This window comes from Methylobacterium sp. D54C, assembly GCF_053345595.1.
This window is the reverse complement of the sequence record NZ_JBKFAK010000020.1, coordinates 32104-53226: the sequence shown is the minus strand read 5'-3', so window position 1 is coordinate 53226 and position 21123 is coordinate 32104. Positions and strand designations below refer to the sequence as shown.

Here is a 21123-nt window from a genome sequence, read left to right as displayed (position 1 = left end):
GGCGGCCAACTCAGGAGAGGACGCCGCTAGGGTTCAGCCGACCGAAGAGGTCGGCGCCACGGGTAGCCGTCCTGAGCACGACATCGCCGACATGGGTGTAGATCTGCGTCGTCGGGATGCCGCGATGCGGCAGGCGGTTGCCGCGCGCCTTGCGGCCCTGGCGCATGGATCGAGCCGGCCGAGAGGCGGGACATCGAAAGGCTCGTGTCTCGGACGATGGGGCTCGACGTGGTTCCGCTCGACGACGAATGCCGGCCCCCCCGTAGCGCTTGGCCTGCGCGACCTTAGACCTTCCGCGCTGCGGAGGCTCGCGAACGGGCTGACCGCCCGATTCCCGCCACGGAAGTAGGCATTCGCGATGCTCACGAACGCCGACGGGCCGGTCGGTGCCGCCGATTTTTACGAAGCCTCCGAACTGCGCTTGGGCGTCTACGTGTCATGGACGCCCGGGGACATCGGCCTGTTTGGCTCGGCGGAGCTGGCGGTCGCGGCCCTCGACCTGGGTAACTGCGACGTCGAGGACGTCACGGCAGCGGTGGACGCCCTGCCGTCCGGGCGCGGTGTCGGCGTGTCTCCGGTCATCGCCCCTGGGCTGAGCTGCGCTAGCCGGGGATCCTCCGGCCTGGGGACGGCCCGCCGCGATGTCGTCCGGCCCGTCTGGGGGCGAGGCCGGCGCTTTGGCGAGACGAGCCGGTGAGCTCGCATCTCGCCGGTCCGGGACGCCCGGCCGGAACTGGACCTGGCATCCTTTTGACGGGCCGGACGGCTCGCGTGGCCTGCACGGGAACCAGCCCGGCGTTAACCCTCGACCTCCGCCGGATCCGGGATCGCCACCTTCGACGTGGAAGCGTCCGAAGCCACCGCCTATAATGGGATCCTTCTCGAGAAAACCTTCCGCACACGTTCGGTCGCCTGTCGCCCGACAGATGTCGGCGCCACCCGTGGCGATTCTTCCGACAGGCGCTTTCGCACGATTGCCGGACACGCCGGTGCCTGTGCATTCGCCCCGCTCCTCCGTGTGCCCATCCGGTTACCGAGGGACCAACGGACGGGTTTGAACTTCGGCCGTCCCCTTCCACGCCCGTCATCTCTCGGTGGACGACGTGGCCTGGACACTCCCAACGATGAGGCTTGCATGGCGCGTCATACGGCGAACCCGATTTCCACCATCCGTCCGGCAGAGCCCGGACGGGACGATGGCCGCTCGAAGCGTCAGCTGCCAGATGAGTTCACCGCATGGCGCACGGTCCATCCCGCATCGGTGACGCCGGGCCTCCGAAACGCGCTGCACGAGTCACTCGTCGGCTGCGAGCCTGCCACACGCCACCGATCCTGGCAGGACGCCCTCGATGGCGACGCAGCTGCCGCGATCCGCATCGCCATGGTCGTTTCGGGCCTGTGCGGCCCGTCCGACCCGGTGACCGACGTGGCCGCGAGCATGCTGCTTCTCCACGCGCTCCACGGGGATGCGGCCGCAGCCGTCACGCTCTCATGCATGCTGCGCACCCGAAACGTCCGCCTTCCCGGCGATGCCCGACTCGCGTCCCTCGCAGACGCATGGCGGCACGGGTCCGCAATCCCGACGGCAGGCCACGGCGCGCGGTGATCCACGGCGGCCGGGCATGATCGGCAAAGGGCCGCCCGCGACGCCTTCCGCACGGGCAAGCGGCGCAAGCCGAAGGCGGGCTTGAAGGACCCGAGCCCCGATGACGGCTCGGCCGGGCAGCCTGTCGGCCCCCGTCGCTCACGTCTCGCGTTTCGCACGTCCAACGCGGTTCGGGAGATCGACATGGGAATTGTCCGCAGCCGCCTCGTTCTCCCATGGCGGGGCGGCTTGTCGGCCCGCGGCATTCCGACCGCCACAAAGGAGCGCCCCGATATAGCCTTCGCCCGCCACGAAGCGGACGCCAGCGGTTCGCAGTGCCGTCGCCAGGCGGCCGGCGAGCGAAGCGCGAATGACGATGAATCCGTTCTCGTAGTCGTTGATCGTCTTCTTCGAGACGCCCGCCGACACGTGCAGTTCCTGCTGGGTCAAGCCGGCCATCAGGCGGGCGGCTTGGCAAAGGTAGCCCGGCACGACCCGGTCGGAAGGGAATTCGGGAGCGGACAGGAAGTCCATGCCACGCGTCACGTCGGGTGAGGCTTGAAATATTTTTATATCACAGGTATAATTTAGGTCTTCATCGAACGCTGCCTTCTCGAACCCGGTCGACGCATCGTCGGGCGGGGCAGCTGTCCTCCGCTTCAGGGGTTTCGCCATGATCATCGCGTTGTTCGGCGGCGATGGCCGTGCCGTTGGCACGCACGCCGCCGTTCTCCTTGCCCGTGCCGCGGCTTCGGCCGACACCGCCACGACGCTCGTACGCGTTGCCAACGCCCACGAAGCCGGGTTGCCGCACTCCGAAAGGGTGCCGGACCGGATGCGCATTGTCGAGTTGTGCGGCAGCGATCCATCCGTGGCCATCGAATTGTGCCGAGCAACTGCGGAGACGCCCGACGGGCATCTCACGGTGCTGGACCTGCCGCAGGCCTGGCTCGCGGCATGCCCGGTCGATCTCGGCGACCATGAGAAGGTCGTTGCGGTCGGACCGACCTCGCTCGACGGCTCGATCGTGGCATCGGCGCTTCGCGGCATCCAAGTGGATCCCGTGCCCTGGCTGCTGGTCTGCGGGGCGGCGTCCGTCAGGACGTTTGGCCTCGCCATGCGCGAGCTGATGAACGCCACGGGCGTCCCCGGGAACTCGGTCCGCGTGGTCGACCGCGGACTGCCGGGCCCCCGTCAGGACATCGCGGCATCCGGCATGAATGGACGCATGGAGGTCCAGGCGATCCGCGCCGCCCTCGAGGTGCTGGACATCATCGCGCCCGGCGCGGCGAGAAGGACCGAGCATCGGTCCGACCCGGGTACTCCCGTTCCGCCGGGCATCGGCGGGGAGGACCGTCGCGCGCCCCAGGATCGGCTGAGGGACCTCGCCGACGCCCTGGATGCCGCGGGAGGCGGAGAATATCCCTCCGCCGCGGAACTCGCCTGCGCCCCGCTCCTCGAGGACTGGGAGGTCGGGTTGCGGCCGGTGTCGGCACTCGTCGGCCGCGTCACGCAGCATCCCGGGTTTCCTGCCGGTCGCCTTGTCCGCACCTCCGAGGTCTACGCCTCCGACCGCCGAACCTGGGCCCGGACCTATTCCAGGCTCTACCGCCTTGGTCGCCCCGCAGGCCCGCGCGAGCGCTTGCACTGACGCGGTCCCGGGCCACCCGGAGACGTTTCGCCGAGGACGAGAGGACGAGAGGACGGAGACGAGACCTTCCCGTCTGCCCAGAGAATCCGGAGGAGGGCGGAAGATGCCTGTGCACAAGGATGGCGGGCAAGCGGCGCCGGTCGCCGCGACGCCCCTGTTCCGGTTGTGGCGGACCGTCGGCCCGGATTCCCTCTCGTCCGAGTTGGCGGCGCCGCTGTCGGCCGCGGCCAGACTCGTTCGCGATGAAGTCGGACCGACCGGCGAGGATGGACCCGCGACCGTCGGCGAGGCGAGGGACGCTTTGGAACGTCACGGGTTGCCGCATGGGGCAGTCGACGTCGCCGTTACCGCGGTCCTCGCGCGGGCTCTGCTCGGCGACGGGACCGCCGCGGGGTTCCTTTCCGAAGCCCTCGACCTGATGGCCGCGGCGGAGGGGGGAGGCCCGCACCATGCCCGTTTCGCCAGAGCCTGGCGGGACAGGCGTGGGTACGTGTCGGCTGGGGCCGAGGCCCCCGTGTCGGTCCCGTCGCCGATCACCGTTGCCCATTCGGAAGGACGACCCATGCGCCTTTGGATCTTCTCGGACCTGCATCTCGACGTCGGTGGCCCGTGGATGCCCGTCCCGATCCCTTCTGCTGATTTGGCGATCGTCGCCGGCGACGTGGCCGAGGGGCTGGTCCAGTCGCTTTCATGGCTGGCGGACGTAGTGCTGCCTCACATGCCGGTCGCCTTCGTGGCGGGGAACCACGAGTTCTATCGGCGATGCCTGCCGGAGGAGATGGAGGCGGGCCGTGCGGCCGCCGCGAGGACCGGCATCCACCTCCTAGAGAACGACACCGTCCGGATCGGAGACGTCGCCGTATCCGGCTGCACGCTCTGGACCGACTACGAGCTCGACGGCCCGGCGATGCGGGACGCCGCGATTGGGGAAGCACGCATGGGCCTCAACGACCATCGCGTCATCCGCTGGACGCGCGAGACCCGGCCTCGGCTATTTCAGCCGGAGGAGGCCCGCGCGCTGCACGTTGCGTCCCGGAAGTTCCTCGAGGAGGCGCTCGGACAGGTCGCCGACGCGTCGACGAGGGCACATGTCGTCGTCACGCACCATGCCCCCTCTGCCGGGAGCGTCGCGCCTCGGTTCGCCGGCAGTCCGCTCAACGCCGCCTTCGCGTCCAGGCTCGACAACCTGATCTGGGCGGCACGGCCCGCGCTGTGGGTCCACGGGCATACCCACACCCCGTTCGACTACCAGCTCGGCAAGACACGCGTGCTGTGCAATCCGCGCGGCTACCTCGGCGAGAACCCAGGTTTCCGGCCCGGGCTCGTCGTCGAGGTCTGACATCTGCCGCGACCGTCCAGGGAGCGCCATTTCGATCCGCCCCGACCCGAACGTGTCAGGAGAAGCGCCGGTGCCCTCGGGCGCCGGGATCGTCGCGCCCGAAAGGCATCGCCTCGACTCACGAGGGGCGCCGCGGGAGGGGCGGCTCGCCACGGCATTCCGCGCCTCGGCAGGCTCGGGGCACCGGCGCGTGCCGCCGCCTGCCTTCGCGTCCCACCCCCAGGGATTTCTTCATGAACCAGCATGTCCGGCCGGCCCGCCTGCCACCCGATGCGGCCCGTCCGGTGCCGCTCCCGCTCCCTCTTCGGCCTCGCCCGCGCCACGACGCCAGGCCGGGAATATCGCCGCCATGCCCTGGGCCTGCGTCGAGCCCGGCAAGGTTGGCTAGCACGAAATTCTGGGTCCTGTCCGATCTCGCCATCGATCAGGCCCCTTTCTTCCGGCTGCCGGACCCACTCCCGGAGTTCGACGTCCTCCTCGTCGCCGGCGGGGTGGCGATCGGGTTGGAGGCGGCGTTGAGATGGCTCGCGAAAGCCCTGGACGGTCGACAGGGGGACAGGCCCATCCTGATGGTCGCTGGCAGCAGCGAGTTGTGGTCCGACACGCCGATGGTCGAGGCTCTCTCCCGTGGCCGCGAACTGGGCCGCGATCTCGGCATCCACTTGCTTGCGGACGAGGCCGTCCGCATCGAGAGCTCAAGCGGCAGCGGAACCGTGGTCCTGGGCTCGACCCTGTGGACGGATTGGTGCCTCGAAGGCCAGTTCGAGGGACGCCTCGCCAGAGTCGCCGCCAGACATGAATGGGACGATTGCCGACGCATCCTACTGCGTCGGGGGCGCCCTTGGTCCCCGCTCGACGCTCTCGGGGTTCACGCGAGATCCCGCGGTTACATCGAGGACGCCCTTACGAGCATCGTGTGTCAGTCGCTCGGCTTCAAGCGGCTGACACGACCGGTCGTCCCCGACGTTCGTCAAGGTGACCGGGCGGTGGTGCTCACGCACTTCGCGCCGTCGCGGCTCTCGCTGCCAAAGGATTGGCCAGGGTGGCACGACGAACCATGGCTGGCGGCCTCCCATGCCTCCGATCTGGAGGATGTCATGCACGCCTGGGGCGCACCAGTGCTTTGGGCCCACGGTCGCGCGGTTGCCTCGGCGGACTACCGCATGGGTAGGACCCGGGTCGTCGCAAACCCCCGCCAAAGCTGGGAAGGGGCGGGGGCATTCGATCCGACGCTCGTCATCGACGCCTGACTATCGCTCCACGCGAGATGGAGATGCATACGGCACGATCCTTCGCCGTTTTCAACGGAGCGGCCTGGGGCGCGCCGCCTGCGTTCCATCGGTCGGCCAATGGTGCGGCGGCGCTGCGCGACGTGGTACGCGACTACGCCCTCCACATGCTCGGGTCATGCTCGCGGCCCCGACCGCCCTCAGGATCCTCCAGCACCAACTTGAGCGCCTCGCCAGCCGTCGTCCCGGCCAGCGCCTAGCCGTTGCGCGGCCCGGCGCCCCGGATCCCCGCGACGGCGGCAACGAGCTCCGCGATCCGTACTCCCTGCCGGTCGATCGCCTCCGCGAGGTTGGACTCCACCGAGGCGGGAGGGGGACAATCGGTTGGGATCCGCGTCGACCGAACTTCCACGGTCTTCCAAAAAAGTCCGGGCGGCCTCGACTTAGGCGGCACTGGGCGAGCTGTCCTCGACAAGGGCCGGCCAAGCTCCCCATCGCCTGATGGATATTCGCGGTGACGTAGACCATGCCTTGCGTGCGGCATGCCCATCGTACCGCGGTCGGGCATGTCGGCACGCGTCTCGAAATGGCCAGCCTCGCCCGCATCGATCCGCTGACCGGACTGGCCAATCGGCTCGGCCTTCGTGAGGCGTTCGCCTCCGTTCCGCCCGAACGCCCCGTGGCCGTACGCCTCCTCGCCATCGCCGCATCGGGCGCGACCGTCGCCAGGACGGGGGGCGACGAGTTCGTCATCCTGCGACCCGGCCTGCGGACGGCCGCTGAGGCCGAGGACCTGGCTCGACGCATGGACGCGAGCCTGCGTGAGCCGTTCGGTATCGGCGGCATGGAGATCAGGATAGCGGCAAGCGTCGGCTACGCCGTGTCCGAGATGCCGGTTGCCTCGACGATCCGATGGCCTGCGCCGACGAGGTTTCATATCGGGTCAAGCGAGAGGGCCGGGCCGACGCGCCGCCCGGGCTAACCAAACCCGTGCTTCAGGCCGTCGCGTGATCCCCAGGCCGAGCGCCTATCGTCGTCACGTGCACTGGAGCGCCAAGCGCTGGGCGTGGACCGCGCGGGGAAGGCGCATTCCCCCGCGGACGGACGGTCCCTCGATGCCATTCATGGAGATCAGGCAGCGATGCTTGCGTATGCGCCCGCTCGATCACGGAGGCATCTATTCCCGCTGTAGTCTGGCAGACGATCGGGCCCACGACGCGAGCGGCATCACGGACGGTGCCGCTCCGATCACCCACGTCCTCGCCATTGGGACCACAATGCTGACCTTGGCCCACGCGGCCGGCAATCCTCGGGGCGGCCCGTCTCGAGATGGCGTCGAACGAGGGGGGCGAGCCTAGCGTCGACCGACCGGATCCCCACAAAGCGTACCCGCGCGTACCCGCGTGTTTCGAGGTCCGAAGCCGTCGAGCGTTCGTGGTAGAGATGGACGCGGTTGGGCACTCAAGATCGGATGTTTACGTTTCGGTATCGTTGAGAACGTATGAAGGCCTACGTTACGGAATTGGCCTCATGCGTGTTCTCCTGATCGAAGACGACGTCAGCGTCGCGCAGAGCATCGAGCTGATGCTCAAGTCCGAGAACTTTAACACCTACACCACCGACCTCGGGGAAGAGGGTGTCGATCTCGGCAAGCTCTATGACTACGACATCATCCTGCTCGATCTGAATCTGCCCGACATGTCGGGCTACGAGGTGTTGCGCTCGCTGCGCGCGGCGAAGGTGCGGACGCCGATCCTGATCCTCTCCGGCATGGCCGGCATCGAGGACAAGGTGAAGGGCCTCGGCTTCGGCGCCGACGACTACCTCACCAAGCCGTTCCACAAGGACGAGCTGGTGGCGCGCATCCACGCCATTGTTCGCCGCTCGAAGGGCCATGCCCAGTCGGTCATCATCACCGGCGACCTGATCGTGAACTTCGACCATAAGACCGTCGAGGTCGGCGGCGCCCGAGTGCACCTCACCCTCAAGGAGTACCAGGTGCTGGAACTCCTCTCGCTCCGGAAGGGCACGACGCTCACCAAGGAGGTTTTCCTGAACCATCTCTACGGTGGAATTGACGAGCCGGACATCAAGGTCATCGACGTGTTCATCTGCAAGCTGCGCAAGAAGCTCGCCAACGCCAGCCAGGGCAGGAACTACATCGAGACCGTCTGGGGGCGCGGCTACATCCTGCGGGGGGAGACCGCGCAGGCGCTCGGTTTGGCGGCCTGACCGTCCCGCAGTTCGCGTCCGGGACCAATGGCATCCGAGGGAACGCATCTTGCCGGTCCTGAAGGCAGCACGCGACTGCCCGCAGTCCCTGCGCCGAGTCCCGGGTGACGTCCCACGGTTTTCGTTCTCGCAACAACGATGGGTCCGGAGATGATGGTTCTACCCTTCGTCGGTTTCGCTGGAAGCGCGGCCGCCATCCTAAGCGGGCGGCGCGGCATCGCCTTGGGCCTGTGGCTGGCGTCCCTGGTCGGCACGCTCGCGTTGTTCGCCGCACACGCCACGTCCACGCTTCCGCTCGATTTCTGAGCGGAGCGCGCGATGACGCCTTACCAGGCCCGGACAATTAACGCTCTCGCCCTTCTCGGGTGCTGCGCCACTCTCGTCGTGGCATTCTGGTACCAGTTCCACGGCGGCGAGCTCCCGTGTCCCCTGTGCCTGCTGCAGAGGGCGGCCTTTGCGGCCGCGGCCACCGGCTTTGCGCTCAACGTTCGCTTCGGCCCCAAGCCGTCCCATTACGCCGTCGCGCTCCTCGGCGCCGTCGCGGGGGCGGGTATCTCGGCCCGACAGGTCGCCTTGCACATCGTGCCGGGGACCGGTGGCTTCGGATCGACCCTGCTCGGTCTGCACTTCTACACCCTTGCGCTCATCGCCTTCGTCGCGATGATCGCCGGGGTGGGTGTGCTCCTCCTGGCGGATCGAAGCTTCGAGCCCGACCCGTGTCCCACGGCCGCCGGATCCGTTGCTCTTGGGACGGCCTCCCTGCTGCTATTCCTCGGCGTTGGGCTCGCCAACGCGGTATCGACGGCAACCGAATGCGGCGGCGGCCTCTGCCCCGATGACCCGACCCGCTATGAAGCCCTGGACAGCTGGTTGGGGCGTTCGGCCCTGCCGTAGTCGACGGTAGTCGATCCGATCGACACGGCACGCCGCAACGGTACTACCGGCGGCGATCCTCTCAGGTCACGGCTTGTCCTCGCGCCTGTCCCGAGGCACGCCTCGCCCGGCTGGACAGACGCCATGCGCGGTAATCGCCTCGAAAGGGCGCTTCGCGCTTGCGGGATTGAGATGCCCCGAACGTCCTGGGTGCTCCGACCGCGGTCGCCCGGACCGAACCATCGACGGGCGGAACGACCGTCGTGATCGCAAGGGTCGGCGTAGGAAGCGATGCTCGTATCGCCGGTTCCTGCCTGTGTCGGAAACCGCTTCGCTCGCCCTGAACGGCATCATCAGGTCGAGATCGTCGTTCGAAGGACTGCCCCACTCGCGAGTTGGCATCGCTGGGTCGATGGTGACCAGTCGTCCGCGCCCGCATTCGGATGGCTAATCTCGTGGCGAGTCAACGGAAGGTGCTACAGCTTGCAGAGGCGAGCGAGACCATATGGCAGGCTGGCAGCGCACCATGGTCGATCTTACCGCGGCGTAGTACAAAGATATGTTCGATTGTATTTCTGCATGTATTACAGATTGTTGCCGGCGAATGACCAAGTTGCATCGGCTGTATTTTGCAACCTCTGGGCACGACGAGGCGCAAGGCTTCGAGGCGCGGCGCCGCCGTCTCATGGCCCCGATATATGGCATCCGGCCAGCGAGCCGAGGAAAGCGTCAGCCGGGAGGGAGTACCGTCGCTTATTTGCGGTCTTATGGAGCAAATGCACCGAAATGTCATCATATAAGCTGACTAATGCAAGCTCGAACGATGGCATTTTTGCAGAGACGTTTTTGCTTGTTCTCTTTTCGTTCCGATCCTACATTATGCATGGGTGAGTAACCTACGGTCCCTTCTTCTCCCGCTACGGTTGTGCGATCTTGGCCGCACAGAGTGGAAAAGGACCGATGGACAAGAACGTAACCGTTAAGCTCTTCAGCATGGAGCGGGCGCGCGAGGAAACCCCGAGATTTATTGATGCTATACGCGCTATTGATAATATCGATGGATACGAGAACAGAGAAAGAGCAATAGCGCCGGGGTTTCAGGTAAGACTTGAATTCCTTGACGAGGAAAATGACCATGTTGTTAGCGGCGAGCTAACGAGGATACAAACGACCAATTTCCCGTCAGAAATTACGCCTGCCGGTCGGACCGCTCTAAATGTCAATAACAGGCTTGGCCACAGCGTTGTGTTCCGTGCCAACCATCACCGAGGCGTGATAGCTATAGAGTACAACAATCGAGTTTGCAGCCCAGGGCGGTTATTCTCTTACTTACAGGAGTTTAGCCGGGACGCTGTTTACAACGTTTTGCCCATTGTCAGGGAGGAGGCTTGGGAACGTTACAATAGGGCTGGCCCGAGAAAGCTTCAGGTCGCCGTTGCCAGCCCTTCGGACCTGAGGGTCCTTGAGGGGGACGGCCGTGCAGTCGGGGAGGCTATCGCCGCCATGGGCGAGGCTTACTTGGCGCCTAAAATCACTGTCGAGATCGCAATGGGGCATGCCCCTGGTCAGTTGAGCACGCGTTTGACGGGCTTGGTCAGAGAATTCCTGAGGAGATCAGCATCCGAAGAGATCAGCCTTCAAAAACTCAAAGTATTTAACCCTGATTTCCCTGAAGGTATTGACTTTTTGGACGAATTTCTTATCTTCAGAGAAACTCTTGATCTGCACGATAGAGACCCGGACGTAAATTTTGGGATAAAGAGAGACTTTCTGCGGCGAGTTATGAATGGTATTTAGAAGACGAAAGACGGCCTATGGAATGTTTGAAGCGTGGTCGCCGCAAGTAGGCGCGGCAATCACGCTAATGCTTCTGCTTGTCTTTCAAAGAAAGATTGTCAGCACCTTTGTAGACAATCAGCTATCTTTGCCGCAAATGTATACAGCTATATTTGGCTGGGCGTCTGTAATGACGGGCTTCCAGTTTGGTGTATATGGGCTAATTTTCAGCAAAACAGATGGCTTTATCGCAAAAATAAGCAACACTAAAGCCATGAAGGATTTCATGGCTTATACATCCGCTGCCGTTAAGCTCGGATTTATTCTTACTCTTTTTGGATTTCCTTTTCTTGTTATGAATTCAGACATGAAGGATATCAGCAATCTTTCTTATTGGCTTGGATCAATGTATTTTGCCTTATTTGTCTCCAGTTTCATATCAACTGTGCGCGTCGCTAAGCTATTTGGCGCGATGTCTCGTATCAAGACGCGTGAAAGACTGCCCGCCTAATCAAAGCGGACTTCTTTTGCTCCAATTGCGGTCAAGACCTGCATCATAAAGACCGCCGTAAATTTTCCGCGCGCCATCTTGTTGCGGATATTCGGCTCGGTCTCTTTCACGCCAACCGCAGCCAGCTTGTCCACGAGTTGCGCATAGGTCACGCCCTTACGCTTCAGCTCAGCTTTGAGGATCGCCTTCACCTTGGCGTCCCACGCCTCATCCGGCGCGTGGATCGTGTCATCCGTCGTCATGCATCCCTCGCAATGGCTCATGCCATAATAGGCGATGCTTTTGCCCTTGACTACGGTGCGGCTATGCCATCATATGCGATGCATAAACACCGGACGCGATGGCATGTCCTCTCACTTCCTCCTCTCGGCTCAGGCCCGCACCCTCTCGCTCAAGGCGATCTACAAGGGTGGCGAAGACAAGGCTTACATGACCTTCCGGCGCCTTCGTTGGCCCGAGACGGACGGTGAGCCCGTTTGCCCGAAGTGCGGCTGCCTGGACCACTACGACATCAGCACGCGCCGCCGCTTCAAGTGCGCCGGCTGCGGCACGCAGTTCAGCGTCACCAGCGGGACCATCTTCGCCAGCCGCAAGCTGTCCTTCATGGACCTGTGCGCCCGCATCGCGATCTTTGTGAACGCGGTGAAGGGCCTGTCTGCGCTCCAACTCGGCCGCGATCTGGACGTGTCCTACAAGACGGCCTTCGTTCTGGCGCACAAGCTGCGCGAGGCGCTGGCGGCTGAGAACAAGGACGCCGCGCTGGCGGCCGAAGTCGAGATCGACGGCGCCTACTTCGGCGGCACTGTGCGCCCTGAGAACCGCAAGGAGGACCGGAAGGACCGTCGCCGCAAGGAGCACCAGAGCACCGAGCGCCGCGTCGTCATCGTCATGCGCGAGTGCCTTGGCCGCACCCTTACGTTCGTCGCTAAGCGCGAGGCCGAGGGCGTGAGGCTGGCCGAGACGCACGTCGCCAAGGGGACGAAGGTCTATGCCGATGAGGCGAAGCACTGGGACGACCTTGAGGCTTCGTTCCCCGACGCTGGCCGCATCAATCACAGCGAGGCGTACTCGGCTGACGGCGCCAACACGAACCAAGCCGAGAGCTACTTCGCCCGCCTGCGTCGCATGGTGAGCGGCCAGCACCACTTCGTGACCGCCCGCTACCTCCACCAGTACGCGGCCGAAGCGGCTTGGAAGGAGGACTTCCGCCGCCTCGACAACGGCCGGGCATTCAACTGGGTGATCCGGTTGGCAATGGCCTCAGGCGTGAGCCGGGCTTGGAAGGGCTACTGGCAGCGGCACGAAGCCTGAGAAATTGCGCACTTTCAGGTTCTGCGTCACGACATTTTTAGTAATGATGCCAGATCAAGCGCGGCTTCCTCTGACTCAATCTGGGCAATAATCTCTACATTCTCGACACTTCCCTTTCCGCGTCGGAAAAGGAAGTACCCACTACACTTATCCCAGCTTTGTCCGACCGCCTCGGCAGCGCGCCTTGTCAGGGGGGCTATACACAAGGTTGCGTTTTCTTCAATATCAGCGCTGAAGTAAAATGCGTTCATTGCCGACCCCCCAAGCGACAAATGACCGAGTCACCCACGCACCGTCTGCAAGCGACCCCCTCAATGAGGGCCCAGGATCTAGCAGAGTATATGGCCGCTAGCGATGTGGCCAAGCGCTCTGTGATCCAGAAATGCAAATTCCGTCCGCTCGCGCGACTCGTCCAGCACAAGGAAGCCCGCGCCTCAATCGCTCGGTGGCTGCGGGACGGAAGCGGCGATCGTAGAGCTTTGACTGCGGAGGCTAGCCGCATCCGACGCAAGATCGCTGACAGCGATTTTGATGCGGATGTAAACGAGCACAACGCGGGATATGTTGAAGCCTTCCAAGAGGTCTGCGACGCCTTGGACATGCCGGCTTGCGAAATGGATACTTTGTCCGGCAAGGTAACTATCAACATGAATGGTCTTAGTGTTCGATACGCGCCGGATCTAATACTAAGGCGGATAGCAAGAAACAACGTCGCAAAGATTGGTGCGATGTTCCTGATCTACAGCAAAGGTAAGAGCGCATCCGTTGAAGAGGCGCTACACCTTAGCGCTCTGTCTTTTGGTTATCTTGAAGACGCTCCGATTGCTCAGGATTGCGAGGCAGATAAGGCCATCTGCCTATCAGTCTGCGCGTATAGCGGGAACGTCTATGCCGCGCCTGGAAATTCCAAGCGGCGGTTTAACAATATGATGGCCGCCGGGGCTACGATTGCGGACCTTTGGCCAGCAATCCCGGCCCCGAGAAACGCGCGCCTAGCATAGTCACGCAGGGCGAGCGTGGGCATAGGGTCGCCAGACCTGCCCCGCCTGCGTCCGCTCGCCCTCAATCATCCGGCTCGCGCGCATCTTCCTGAGCGCCGAGCCAACGCGGCGGGTTACGTCCGTGATGAGGCGCCGGTCGCTGCTGTCCTTGCCCTCCGTCTGGCAGACAAGACAGGCCAGTTGCCGGGCCGTCAGGGGATCGGCCGACTTCCGCAGTTCGGCCAAGAGGTAGTCCCGTAGCTCGTTGCGGTAGAACAGCACAATACGGGCCGCACGGGGCGTTTTCCCCTCTAGCTCACCCTTGAAGCCGCAGGCGTCGAGAAGCCTGTCTATGGCCTCTATGTCGTTGGAGAGGATCGCCATGCGTTCCCGCAGTTCGGCGTTCTCTCGGTTCAGTTCCTCGCGCTTGGCGAGCAATCCGGTGATGAGGGCTTCGTCACGCATTTTGCCATCATAAACGATGGCGTATGACTTGATCTAGGCCGCTTTTTGGTGCATTTGCTCCATAAGGCCGCTTATTTGCTCGGCGACCTCCTAGCCAATCGCACCTACTTCACCGGGCAGCACGTCACCCGCGACCGGAAGCGCGTTGACGCCACGCCGGACCATATCTTCTTCCAGCTGTGGCGGAGCGGTGGCTACACCGGCCAGATCGAGGGCCGATCCATCACCGTGGGCGCGGGAACCGTCGCCCTGTCGGACAGGAGACGAACCCTCGACGTCCGCTTCGCGCCGTCCGACACCATCGGTCTGGTCGTGCCGCTCCCTCCTGCACGGGATCGACCTCGAGAGCCTCGGGCTTCGGTTCGATCCGGTTCGCAATCGATTGCTGACGGCACGGATCACGACCTTGTATCGCCGGCTTGACGAGACCGATGCGGGATCCATCCCAGCCCTCCGGGCGGAGCTCCTCGCCTTCCTGCTGCGCATTCTCGACCCTTCGCAAGCTCCCGACACCCTCGAAGGCCGTGAGCTGGACGAAGGTCTATTCGCCGTGGCCCGACGCGTGATTGGCGACCGCCTGCGGGAACCCGGCCTTTCGCCTAATGCCGTCGCTGAGGCGATGGGGATATCGCGGTCGAGCCTCTACCGACTGTTCGTGCCTGTCGGCGGGGTGATGGACTACGTCCAAGAGCGGCGCCTGCTGGCGATGCGCGACGCGCTCGCGGACCCGGTCGAGCGGCGGACGATCACGCAGCTTGCCGACGATCTCGGGTTCGCCAGCCTGCCGCACCTCAGCAAGAGCTTCCGCGCGCGGTTCGGTTGGACGCCGCGGGCTTGGCGCGCGCACAGCGCGATGCTCGCCAGCGCGCAGAATCAGTCGGCGCCTGAGCCGTTCTGGCGCTGGTTCGATACCCTTGGGGCTCGCCACGTTTCGGGACGGGCCCAAACCGCGGTCGGCACGTGAAGCGGTCTGCCCGTCGAGGGCCGTGATCGCGGCGCTCGGCATTGACGCGACGCGCCTCGGAGCTTCCGAGGATCCGGGTCGGGCCAACCATTCGTGATTTTGCGGGACACGACAGGAGATGGACGCCGGGCAGCGATGACGCGTGGCCACGGCGGATGGCAGTTATGCCTCCCGCCCCGAGGCTGCGCTAGCTTGCCGTGGCGCCATATCCGCCGCCGCCGCAATCCCCAGCAACGCCTTCAGTGCCTCGAACCCAGACCGCCGACGTGCGCGACCTGCGACGCCGTAAGCTGGCAGGCCCGTATGCGTCAGTCCACCGCATCGAAGATCCGTTCGCCGACTGACCTGACCGGTATTTTGGACCGGGCCAGTTGCGAGGCTACTGCAGGGTCGCAGTCATGGGTACCCGGAAGGCCAGATCCGGGTAGCTGACGGGCGCAGGCGGTCAGTAGCCCAGCGACGAATGCGGCCGGACGCGGTTGTAAGTCGTTTGCCAAAGACCAATCACGATCTGCGCCTCATTCAGCAAGTAGAAGATTTCTTGTCGTATGCATTCGTCCTGAATTTTGCCGTTGAAAAGCTCGCAGTACCCGTTGTCCCACGGCGATCCCGGTGCGATGTACTGGATCTGCGAGCCGGCTTTGGCGACCCATTTCCGCAGAGCCTTCGAGATCATCTCAGGGCCATAGCACATCGGGAAGATGGCTCGACAGTTCTGGGGCAGCGCGCGAAGCCATGCTGAGCGCAGCGCGCCGCCCTGGGCGGTCATGGCCGACCGACAGGTCTCTAGAGTGACGGTGTTCGAAGCCTCATTCCGGAGACGGATCGACCATGACCAGACCACAGCTTACGCCGCCGGCCGGCGTTCTCGTAGCCATCGACATCGCCAAGGCCCGTAACGAGGTCCTCATCGAGGTGCCCGGCTCCGGCCGACGACGCCGGTTGAGCGTCCTCAACACCCGCGCCGAGCACGACCGTCTGATCGCGCTCCTGTCGAACCTCGGCCAGCCGGTGACCTGCGGTTTCGAGGCCACCGGCAACTATCACCGCCCGATCGCCTGGCGCCTGCTCCAGGCCGGCTTTGCCGTGCGCCTGATCTCCTCCGTGGGGCTCGCCCGCACCCGCGAGGCCCTGCACAACGGCTGGGACAAGAACGACCCGAAGGACGCCCAAGTCATGCTGCACATGATCCGCATCGGCGCCTCGCAGGTGTATCACGACCCGCTCGCCGCCGGCATCAACGACGTGTAGGAGCTGTCCAAGACGCACGACGCCGTCTAGCGGGCCAAGACCAAGGTGCTGCATCGGATCCTGACCCACTACCTGCCGCTGTATTTCCCGGAAGTCGACCGCTTCCGCCACAACAGCCGCTCGGACTGGTTCTTCGCCTTCCTCGATCGCTTCCCTACGCCCGCCTGCATCACCACGCTGAGCAAGGAAGCCTTCATCGCCGCCGCCTGGGATGTCGTCGGGCGCAAGGTCGCCAAGGCGCAACTGCTCGGCGACATCTACGAGACGGCCCGCAGCTCGATCGGCCTGCCGGTGCCGCCTGACGCTCCGGTGGTGAGCATGTTCCGGCTCGTCATCGGCGAGGCGCGCGGGCTGATCCAGCAGCGCGACGCCATCGAGGCCACGGCCGACGCCCTCCTGACGGACAGCTCCGACTACAAGCTGCTGCGCCGCATCCCTGGCATCGGCCCGATCAACGCCCTGACCATCCTGGCTGAGGCCGGCGACCTGCGCCGCTTCGGCCATCACCGGCAGTTTCTGAAGTTCTGCGGGCTCGATCTGGCCACCCAGCAATCCGGTGCCTTCCGCGGCCAGACCAAGCTGTCGAAGTACGGCAACGCCCGGCTCCGGCGTACGCTCTGGCTGGCTGGGCAGGTGGCCATCCGGCAGCGCGAGAACGGCTTCCGCGACAAGTTCGAGCGCTACATCGCCCGCGACCGGCACAATGCCGACCTGCAGCGCAAGGCGCTGACCGCGATCACCGCCAAGATGGCGCGCGTGGTGCACGCCGTCATCAAGACCGGTGCCGACTACCGGCCCTTCGTCGAGGGACCGGTGCCAGGTGGGAGAACCCCTCTCAGCAGAGCCGTGAGGGCGTGAGAACCACGACCCTGTAGATAATGCTCGGGTCTCCTGCCTGGATCGACATCTCGTGTTGAGGACGGTGAGGACCACGGTGCCGCGTGCATCGGCTGGATCCTGTGTTCGCTATGGCCGAGAGTTCTTCCGGATCGGCAGGAGCCGCCTGGATCGACGTTGACGACAAACACACCGCGGGCGCATGTTCGCGGACGGAGACCTGTTGCCTGGCCACCCGTCCTTCCTCGCTACGTAGGACGTTGTCGCAGCGGATGTGCTCCGGGATGCCGTGCAGGCACATGGCGTCGGCCAGCGCCTCGATCACGCCGACGCTGTTGATACGCCGCGCCACCGTCAGCGCGAGGCAAGCCCGGCTGTGCTCGTCGATCAGCGTCAGGATGCGCAGGCTCCGGCCGTCGTGCGTCTGGGTCTGCACGAAGTCGAAGCTCCAGACTTGGTTGCGGTGGAGCGGACGCAGCCGCACGCACGAGCCGTCGTTCAGCCACAGGCGGCTGCGTGGTCGATGCCTTTGTGGGACCTTCAGCCCCTCGCGACGCCAGATGCGCTGAACCCGATCCTTGCCCACCCGCCACCCCGCTGCCTGCATCAGCGCGGTGACGCGGCGATAGCAGTAGCGTCCGTACTCGGGCGCCAGGACGACCATGGCGCGGGTCAGCCCATCCTCGTCGGCCGGCACCGTCGGCACGTAGCGCTGCGTGCCGCGGTTCTGGCCGACGATCCGGCAGGCGTGACGTTCCGAGAGGCCGTACTTCTCCCGGATGCCGTCGACCGCTTGCCGGCGTCGCTCGGGGGCTACAGGTTTCCCGAAGCGACGTCCGCCAGCACCTGCTTCTCCAAGGATAGATCGGCTACCAGCCGACGTATCAATGCGATTTAGCTCGCAGCGGCGATCAAGCTCACTGAAATCCTCCGCCGGGGAGCGGGCCGTGATAGACGGTGTCGCGGCAATGCCCCCAAGGCCCACGCCAGTGACCGGGTGGGCAGCCGTTCCCTGCACTGACCTGATACCCGCCACCGGGGAGCGGTCCCGAGTAGGGGGTGTTACGGCAATGTCCCCACGGACCGCGCCATGCCCCGAGGCCACACCCGTCGGCGACGAGGACGATGGGGGCGGTGGGGGCGGTGGGGGCGGTGATACCTGGATCGCCCGTAAGGGACATCGCATTGGCACTTGTTAGCGGAACAGCAAATAGTACTGCTGCCGTGACGACCGCATTCATTATCTTCATGATCTCTATCCTCAATGGCGGCCGATGCTCCAAGCCTGACCGATGCTTTACAACGCGCTTTGAGCTTGAATGCTGCATTAAAACTTGCCCGCCATCTGAAAGATCTATGTAATGGAATTCAGCCTATCGCTGTGCTGCGGCACACAAGGCTCCGCCTGAGACGACAGAAACAAGCGTCGCCTTCGTCTCTCAGGTCCGGGGAGTTCGCCTCGCCAGCCTGCTCACGACCTTGTCCCGCCTCGGCCTCGACGAGCGGCCGATGCAGGAGATCCTGCGGGCCGGACCGCATACGGTGAACGTGTTCCACCGTGATGACTGATGCTGGATCGTCGGGGCGGTGCTCTACGGTAAGCTAGGCGTCGCCCTGCCGGTTCTGCCGTTGCCGTGTGCGCAGCGTCCCGGCAAGGCGCCACGCTCACGTGCTCGCGGCACGCCTGGCCAGTTGGACCTACTAGAGCAAGCTGGTACCTGATGGTCGATCCGGACCCTACGGTGTCTGTGGCGAAGGCGCGGGTCCGTGCTCGGCGCTGAGTGGCTTTGCCTCCAGCAGCTTCCGCATCGCTTCGCTCGGATTGAGCAAGACTCTGCCCTCCGCTGGCGCTGTGACGACGGCTTGGCTTCGCGGGTTGCGCCCGCTCAGGGAGGATGTCGAACTGCGAACGTGCCGAAATCCCGCAGCTCGATACGGTCACCGCGGACGAGCGCGGCGGTCATGGTGTCGAGGATCGTACCAACAATCGCCTCGACGTCCTGACGTAGAGGTGCGGGGTCTTGGCTGCGATGCGCGCCACGAACTCGGATCGGACCATGCCAACGCGATGCCACCTCGTTTACACGGTGCGGGCCAGCGCCCTGACCGTCGAGCCCCTCGGGTCCGACGGCTACCTACTCCTGCTTGGCGAGGCCGATCCCGGCGGCGGCGTCGAGCCGCCACGGCTCAAGGTCCGGCTCGCCGCGGCCGACTTCGCCGCCTGCCGGGATGCGATCGGCGACGCCCTCGAACCTGCGGGCCTGGTGAACCGAACGATCGTTGTCAGGCTTCAGACCGTCAGCGCCAGCGCCAGCGCCAGCGCTATGGGCGCGGGGCCGCGGTGCAGGCCCGGGTCACCGCCGTGATCTCGGTCGGCGCGGTGCCGGACGAGGGCGAGATCGAGCGCGAGCGGACGCTACGGGCCTACGGCACGAGGAACGCCACTTCGGCCCCGGGATTTGGGCGGAACCAGAGGATCCGCACCACATCGCGCTGATCGCGGCCGAGTTCGGCGACGCCCGCCGCGACGTCGAGCACGTCCTGTGCCCGATCGAGGAGATCGGCCTGATCCGGATCCACAGAATCTGGGCGACGTTCGAGGGCCCGAGGGCGGAGCGCACGCTAGTCGAGGCGTTCGCCCGAGCGGGGGAGCTGCACCGCGAGCACGGCCTGTCGGCGACCCTGGTCTGCCGAGGAGGCGGTCCGGTCGAGGGGTTTCAGGCCCTCAACGCCTAAGCGACGGTGCGCGCGGCCGCCGAGGCCCCGAACCTCGTCGCAGGTCTCGGCCATGCCGGCACGCCGCCCACCGCCCTGAACGCGGTCGCGGCCCGATCGGAACCGCCTCCGACGGCCGCAGCGATGCTGGTGCGCCGGCTCGTCGAGGCCACCGGTGTCCGGGCCGAGCGCGCGCTTGCAGCCTTCGACAGCGCCCTCGTGGAGGATCTGGAGGCTATGTTGGAGATCGAGATGGTGTCCTCGGACCTTGCGGAGATCGATGATGTATCGATGTCAAGCATCAATAGCCTGAGGCAGCCTTGCCAATCAGGCTACGCCGCAGCCCTCATGCGCTTCCGCGCACCCGGCGACGTCATGCGTTCATCCAGAAGATTTCGCCCGCTGCTGCGATCTGTTGCGTCAGGAACTCGGTGACCAGCTTCACCCGGAGTAAGTCGCGCGTTTCAGCATGGGCAACCAGCCAGTAGGAGCGCACGAGGCGCACCTCCGGAAGGATGGCGACGAGGTTCGGGTCGCCGCGCACCATGAAATGCGGGAGCACGCCGAGCCCGACGCCGCCGCGCACCGCTTCCAGTTGGGTGATGACGTTGGAGATCCGCATTCCGGGATGGAGGGCGGAGGAAATCTGGGGGAGGTAGTTGAGCTCACTCGTCCAGAGCAGATCCTCGACGTAGCCGACCCAACGATGAGCCACGAGATCGGCGACCGATCCGATCGCCGCCCGTTCGTCGCGATACGCGCGCGAGGCGTAGATGCCGAGGGCGTAGTCCACGAGTTTGCGCGCGTAGAGGCGCCCGGTCTCGGGACGCGCCATGCTCACCGCCAGATCGGCCTCGCGCTTCGACAGGCTGAAGCTGCGCGGGTTGGCCACCAACTCGATCTCGAGATTCGGCTGAGCCTGAACGAATTCCGATAGGCGTGGGGCGAGAAAGTAAGTCCCGAACCCTTCAGGGGTGCCGAGCCTGACGGTTCCACTCACCCGGTGCGACGCCTCGTCGAGATGTGCGCGCATGGTGATAGCGAGGCTCTCCATTCGCTCCGCGTCGCCGAGGAGCCGCTCGCCGGCTGCGGTAAGCACGAAGCCGGTCGAACGCCGATCGAATAACCGCGTGCCGAGAGCGGCCTCGAGTCCTGAGAGCCGTCTGCTGAGGGTCGAGTGATCGATACCCAGACGCTGCGCGGCCGTCGTCAGCCGCCCGATTCGTGCGACGGTCAGGAAGGCGGGCAGGTCATTCCAGTCGAAGTCCGGCATGGGAATCTCTGCACAGTGCGTTTGTAGATCTTCGCATGGGCTTGCAAAAACACGAAGGATAATTCTGGAGCCGCGCCAAACTGCCGGACGGCGAAGCGGATCCAGAAGCGGCCTCCGGCAGATCAGGGAGG

The 21123-nt window shown here is 64.9% G+C and carries 25 protein-coding genes and 3 pseudogenes; 18 read left to right on the top strand and 10 right to left on the bottom strand.

All coding sequences use genetic code 11. The features are described from left to right. Window positions 1–10 precede the first annotated feature (10 nt). Window positions 11–166, bottom strand: a complete 156-nt coding sequence (locus ACLBYB_RS25865) for a hypothetical protein (RefSeq protein ID WP_447700499.1) — start codon at window positions 164–166, stop codon at window positions 11–13. A gap of 192 nt (window positions 167–358) precedes the next feature. Between ACLBYB_RS25865 and ACLBYB_RS25860 the strand changes: the two genes are divergently transcribed. Together ACLBYB_RS25860 and ACLBYB_RS25855 are read left to right on the top strand one after the other, a co-directional pair. Further along, window positions 359–697 carry a hypothetical protein gene (locus tag ACLBYB_RS25860; protein WP_447700498.1) on the top strand — a complete coding sequence of 113 codons (339 nt, stop codon included), beginning with the start codon at window positions 359–361 and terminating at the stop codon, window positions 695–697. Between the two features lie 438 nt (window positions 698–1135). Continuing rightward, window positions 1136–1606, top strand: coding sequence for a hypothetical protein (locus tag ACLBYB_RS25855; protein WP_447700497.1), 471 nt, complete (start codon window positions 1136–1138; stop codon window positions 1604–1606). A gap of 138 nt (window positions 1607–1744) precedes the next feature. Here ACLBYB_RS25855 and ACLBYB_RS25850 read toward each other — a convergent pair whose 3' ends face one another. Further along, window positions 1745–2260 (bottom strand): helix-turn-helix domain-containing protein, encoded by a 516-nt coding sequence (locus tag ACLBYB_RS25850; protein ID WP_447700496.1) that lies wholly within the window; start codon window positions 2258–2260, stop codon window positions 1745–1747. Here ACLBYB_RS25850 and ACLBYB_RS25845 point away from each other — a divergent pair. From ACLBYB_RS25845 to ACLBYB_RS25805, 9 genes are all read left to right on the top strand, one after another. Continuing rightward, window positions 2259–3236, top strand: coding sequence for a DUF6634 family protein (locus tag ACLBYB_RS25845; protein ID WP_447700495.1), 978 nt, complete (start codon window positions 2259–2261; stop codon window positions 3234–3236). The two genes, ACLBYB_RS25850 and ACLBYB_RS25845, sit on opposite strands and share 2 nt — an antisense overlap. A 103-nt stretch (window positions 3237–3339) precedes the next feature. Continuing rightward, on the top strand, window positions 3340–4575 hold the full coding sequence (locus ACLBYB_RS25840; RefSeq protein ID WP_447700494.1) for a metallophosphoesterase: 1236 nt from the start codon (window positions 3340–3342) through the stop codon (window positions 4573–4575). Between the two features lie 380 nt (window positions 4576–4955). Next, window positions 4956–5825: a metallophosphoesterase gene (locus ACLBYB_RS25835; RefSeq protein WP_447700493.1), complete on the top strand. Its 870-nt coding sequence runs from the start codon at window positions 4956–4958 to the stop codon at window positions 5823–5825. A 565-nt stretch (window positions 5826–6390) separates the two neighbouring features. After that, complete coding sequence (locus ACLBYB_RS25830; RefSeq protein ID WP_447700492.1) at window positions 6391–6786, top strand: diguanylate cyclase domain-containing protein; 396 nt, start codon at window positions 6391–6393, stop codon at window positions 6784–6786. A 548-nt stretch (window positions 6787–7334) separates the two neighbouring features. Next, the gene (gene ctrA / locus ACLBYB_RS25825; RefSeq protein ID WP_447700491.1) at window positions 7335–8036 is read left to right on the top strand and encodes a response regulator transcription factor CtrA; all 702 of its coding nucleotides are present in this window, start codon (window positions 7335–7337) and stop codon (window positions 8034–8036) included. Window positions 8037–8186: 150 nt separating this feature from the next. Then, window positions 8187–8342 (top strand): DUF5993 family protein, encoded by a 156-nt coding sequence (locus ACLBYB_RS25820; protein ID WP_447700490.1) that lies wholly within the window; start codon window positions 8187–8189, stop codon window positions 8340–8342. A 12-nt stretch (window positions 8343–8354) separates the two neighbouring features. Then, on the top strand, window positions 8355–8930 hold the full coding sequence (locus tag ACLBYB_RS25815; RefSeq protein WP_447700489.1) for a disulfide bond formation protein B: 576 nt from the start codon (window positions 8355–8357) through the stop codon (window positions 8928–8930). 939 nt (window positions 8931–9869) lie between these two features. Further along, window positions 9870–10706: a hypothetical protein gene (locus tag ACLBYB_RS25810; protein ID WP_447700488.1), complete on the top strand. Its 837-nt coding sequence runs from the start codon at window positions 9870–9872 to the stop codon at window positions 10704–10706. 22 nt (window positions 10707–10728) lie between these two features. After that, complete coding sequence (locus tag ACLBYB_RS25805) at window positions 10729–11196, top strand: hypothetical protein (protein WP_447700487.1); 468 nt, start codon at window positions 10729–10731, stop codon at window positions 11194–11196. Here ACLBYB_RS25805 and ACLBYB_RS25800 read toward each other — a convergent pair. Then, window positions 11193–11438 (bottom strand): DUF6471 domain-containing protein, encoded by a 246-nt coding sequence (locus ACLBYB_RS25800; RefSeq protein WP_447700486.1) that lies wholly within the window; start codon window positions 11436–11438, stop codon window positions 11193–11195. The genes ACLBYB_RS25805 and ACLBYB_RS25800 overlap by 4 nt on opposite strands. Before the next feature lie 103 nt (window positions 11439–11541). On the opposite strand from ACLBYB_RS25800, the gene ACLBYB_RS25795 reads away from it, so the two are divergent. Both ACLBYB_RS25795 and ACLBYB_RS25790 read left to right on the top strand, forming a co-directional pair. After that, on the top strand, window positions 11542–12507 hold the full coding sequence (locus tag ACLBYB_RS25795) for an IS1595 family transposase (RefSeq protein WP_447700485.1): 966 nt from the start codon (window positions 11542–11544) through the stop codon (window positions 12505–12507). A 341-nt stretch (window positions 12508–12848) separates the two neighbouring features. Next, window positions 12849–13508, top strand: a complete 660-nt coding sequence (locus ACLBYB_RS25790) for a hypothetical protein (RefSeq protein WP_447700484.1) — start codon at window positions 12849–12851, stop codon at window positions 13506–13508. Here the strand turns inward: ACLBYB_RS25790 and ACLBYB_RS25785 are convergent, their stop codons facing one another. Next, window positions 13509–13952, bottom strand: a complete 444-nt coding sequence (locus ACLBYB_RS25785) for a hypothetical protein (protein ID WP_447700483.1) — start codon at window positions 13950–13952, stop codon at window positions 13509–13511. It abuts the gene before it with no gap. Between the two features lie 48 nt (window positions 13953–14000). Between ACLBYB_RS25785 and ACLBYB_RS25780 the strand changes: the two genes are divergently transcribed. After that, window positions 14001–14375: a hypothetical protein gene (locus tag ACLBYB_RS25780; RefSeq protein ID WP_447700482.1), complete on the top strand. Its 375-nt coding sequence runs from the start codon at window positions 14001–14003 to the stop codon at window positions 14373–14375. Then, window positions 14359–14916, top strand: coding sequence for a helix-turn-helix domain-containing protein (locus ACLBYB_RS25775; protein WP_447700481.1), 558 nt, complete (start codon window positions 14359–14361; stop codon window positions 14914–14916). Before ACLBYB_RS25780 ends, ACLBYB_RS25775 begins: the two co-directional genes overlap by 17 nt. 379 nt (window positions 14917–15295) lie before the next feature. On the opposite strand, the pseudogene ACLBYB_RS25770 reads toward ACLBYB_RS25775, so the two are convergent. Beyond that, a pseudogene (locus ACLBYB_RS25770) lies at window positions 15296–15601 on the bottom strand (integrase core domain-containing protein); the annotation flags it as partial. 146 nt (window positions 15602–15747) lie between these two features. Here ACLBYB_RS25770 and ACLBYB_RS25765 point away from each other — a divergent pair. After that, window positions 15748–17025, top strand: a pseudogene (locus ACLBYB_RS25765) (IS110 family transposase). Between the two features lie 238 nt (window positions 17026–17263). On the opposite strand, the pseudogene ACLBYB_RS25760 reads toward ACLBYB_RS25765, so the two are convergent. From ACLBYB_RS25760 to ACLBYB_RS25750, 3 genes and pseudogenes are all read right to left on the bottom strand, one after another. Next, window positions 17264–17895 (bottom strand): annotated as a pseudogene (locus ACLBYB_RS25760) (IS3 family transposase); the annotation flags it as partial. 26 nt (window positions 17896–17921) lie between these two features. Further along, window positions 17922–18254 carry a GCG_CRPN prefix-to-repeats domain-containing protein gene (locus ACLBYB_RS25755; RefSeq protein ID WP_447700480.1) on the bottom strand — a complete coding sequence of 111 codons (333 nt, stop codon included), beginning with the start codon at window positions 18252–18254 and terminating at the stop codon, window positions 17922–17924. 636 nt (window positions 18255–18890) lie between these two features. Next, a complete protein-coding gene (locus tag ACLBYB_RS25750; protein WP_447700526.1) occupies window positions 18891–18968 on the bottom strand; it encodes a hypothetical protein in 78 nt (25 codons plus the stop codon). Between the two features lie 93 nt (window positions 18969–19061). Here ACLBYB_RS25750 and ACLBYB_RS25745 point away from each other — a divergent pair, with 93 nt between their 5' ends. Then, the gene (locus ACLBYB_RS25745) at window positions 19062–19370 is read left to right on the top strand and encodes a hypothetical protein (RefSeq protein WP_447700479.1); all 309 of its coding nucleotides are present in this window, start codon (window positions 19062–19064) and stop codon (window positions 19368–19370) included. Window positions 19371–19428: 58 nt separating this feature from the next. Here the strand turns inward: ACLBYB_RS25745 and ACLBYB_RS25740 are convergent, their stop codons facing one another. Further along, window positions 19429–19584: a hypothetical protein gene (locus ACLBYB_RS25740; RefSeq protein ID WP_447700478.1), complete on the bottom strand. Its 156-nt coding sequence runs from the start codon at window positions 19582–19584 to the stop codon at window positions 19429–19431. Between the two features lie 162 nt (window positions 19585–19746). Between ACLBYB_RS25740 and ACLBYB_RS25735 the strand changes: the two genes are divergently transcribed. Next, entirely contained in the window at window positions 19747–20154 is a 408-nt protein-coding gene (locus ACLBYB_RS25735; protein WP_447700477.1) for a hypothetical protein, read from the top strand. On the opposite strand, the gene ACLBYB_RS25730 is transcribed toward ACLBYB_RS25735, so the two are convergent. Then, the gene (locus ACLBYB_RS25730) at window positions 20093–20992 is read right to left on the bottom strand and encodes a LysR family transcriptional regulator (protein WP_447700476.1); all 900 of its coding nucleotides are present in this window, start codon (window positions 20990–20992) and stop codon (window positions 20093–20095) included. The two genes, ACLBYB_RS25735 and ACLBYB_RS25730, sit on opposite strands and share 62 nt — an antisense overlap. Between the last annotated feature and the right edge of the window lie 131 nt (window positions 20993–21123).